General features: G+C 23.9%; 4 protein-coding genes. All 4 read right to left on the bottom strand.

Features of this window, described 5'->3' with window-relative positions:
• The coding region (locus NSA58_RS19735) for a hypothetical protein (protein WP_257560900.1) at positions 1–242 on the bottom strand (242 nt) is incomplete at its 3' end.
• 54 nt (positions 243–296) lie between these two features.
• On the bottom strand, positions 297–443 hold the full coding sequence (locus NSA58_RS19730; protein WP_257560899.1) for a hypothetical protein: 147 nt from the start codon (positions 441–443) through the stop codon (positions 297–299).
• Between the two features lie 8 nt (positions 444–451).
• Positions 452–640: a DnaB-like helicase N-terminal domain-containing protein gene (locus tag NSA58_RS21080; RefSeq protein WP_074429580.1), complete on the bottom strand. Its 189-nt coding sequence runs from the start codon at positions 638–640 to the stop codon at positions 452–454.
• A 505-nt stretch (positions 641–1145) separates the two neighbouring features.
• The gene (locus NSA58_RS19725) at positions 1146–1277 is read right to left on the bottom strand and encodes a hypothetical protein (RefSeq protein ID WP_257560898.1); all 132 of its coding nucleotides are present in this window, start codon (positions 1275–1277) and stop codon (positions 1146–1148) included.
• Between the last annotated feature and the right edge of the window lie 506 nt (positions 1278–1783).

Raw genomic sequence — 1783 nt, 5'->3', positions numbered from 1 at the left:
AATAACATACATAGATATTTTATATCTCTTATTGTATTATTTATACAGAATTTCTCTATATCATCAATTATGTTTTTATCTAATTTATTTTTTAAATTATTATAATATTTAACTATAGTATCAACTATTTTCTTTAGCTTTATAATCGATAATTCACAACCATTTTCACATCTATTTCTTAAATATTTATATTCAATTGCTATTGTTACATCATTAAAAAAGTTTCCATACCCTTTAATCATAACATTTATCTACCTTCATATTAAAACTTTCTCATTATATTCCCCCTATAGTTATTAATTTTTATATGTAAAAACTATCACATAATTCTCTTTATAAAATACTATTGCTGTTAATCCAGCATCAAATTTTAATTCTTTTACTGATATTTCAATTATTCTATCATTTAATTTTATTTCCACATTATCTGAATCATTTATCAATATATCTTTTAGATCATGTACTGTCCTTTTATAATCCTCTGATATTTTAGTTCTAACATTCTGTTAAATATAACCTTGTGAGCTTCATTGTAAAAAACATCACTAGGTAAGCTTTCAACTTCATGTATTACATTCTTATCAAGCAATATAGCTCCTAATATTGACTGTTCTGCATGTGTATCATATATATTATTCACTTATAATCACTCTCCACCTATTTTAAAATCTAATACTTTCCCCTTAGGTTCTTCTGCTGGATAATGTGATGCTTCTTTGAAATTTTCATCTAAATAATCCACATATCCACCATTAAAGAATGTACTTCCACGCTGTATGTACTGTTTATTTTTACCTTCTACTTCTTTTGAATATCTTTCTACACTTCTCCTTAATTCTTATAATGAATATTCTTCTAGAAGTTTTAGTATCTTCTTATAAGCCTCTTGTTTTCCTTTTTTATTAGTATAGAGTTTCCATAATTCATCACATTGTGATGAATATATATTATTCTTATCATTCTTGTTAGTTGTTAGTTGCTTGTTAGTCGCCTGTTTATTAGCTTGTTGTTTTTTCTCACTAATTTGATAAAGTTACCAATTTTCAATAGTTATAAGCCTATTTGGGTTTGTTGATTTATTTGTTAAAAATCCATTCTTTTCTAATTTTAACAAGCAAGTTCTAATATTTTAGATTGAAACATCTTTAGCACATTCTTTTTTTATACTCTCCAAAGATGTTATCATTTGCCCCGGCTATTATCTTTTGACATCCAACTAATTCTTCTCCATACATGTTAAGATATTCTTCTCTTTTTTTCTGAATTATATAAATCAATAAAATCATCCAAAATGAAGCTTTGATAACTATTTACTTCTTTACTTACTGAACCATGATATATTTCCTTTAAATAAATTATTAAATTTATTCTCTCAGATCTTATATGTACCTAATGGTAATATACATTCGTCTTGTAAAAACTTTAGAAATTTATGAAAAAAATAATTAATTACTAATTTTTGCTCTTAGTTCTTCCTTGCAAACAACTACTATCCAAAAGTCATGTGAATACAAAATAGAGCTAATATATCTACTTTAATAATTACAATATCAAAATTAAATGAACTATTTTATGTAAATTACTATTTTATATAAAATTTTTTGAAACTGAATTTATAAGCTATACGGTAAAATAAGTTTTAATACAAAATTGATGATGTATAAAAAGCATAAAAATAGGATAGATCAAATTTGATCTATCCTATTTTTATATTTAATGAATTTTGGTTTTCTACAAACATTTGTTTTGATTTTACTTGAGCAAATAAGTTTAATCCATATCC

The sequence above is a fragment of the Terrisporobacter muris genome, from assembly GCF_024621905.1.
GTDB classification, from domain to species: Bacteria; Bacillota; Clostridia; order Peptostreptococcales; family Peptostreptococcaceae; genus Terrisporobacter; species Terrisporobacter muris.
The sequence above is the reverse complement of the archived record's forward strand: the minus strand, read 5'-3'. Positions and strand labels throughout refer to the sequence as shown.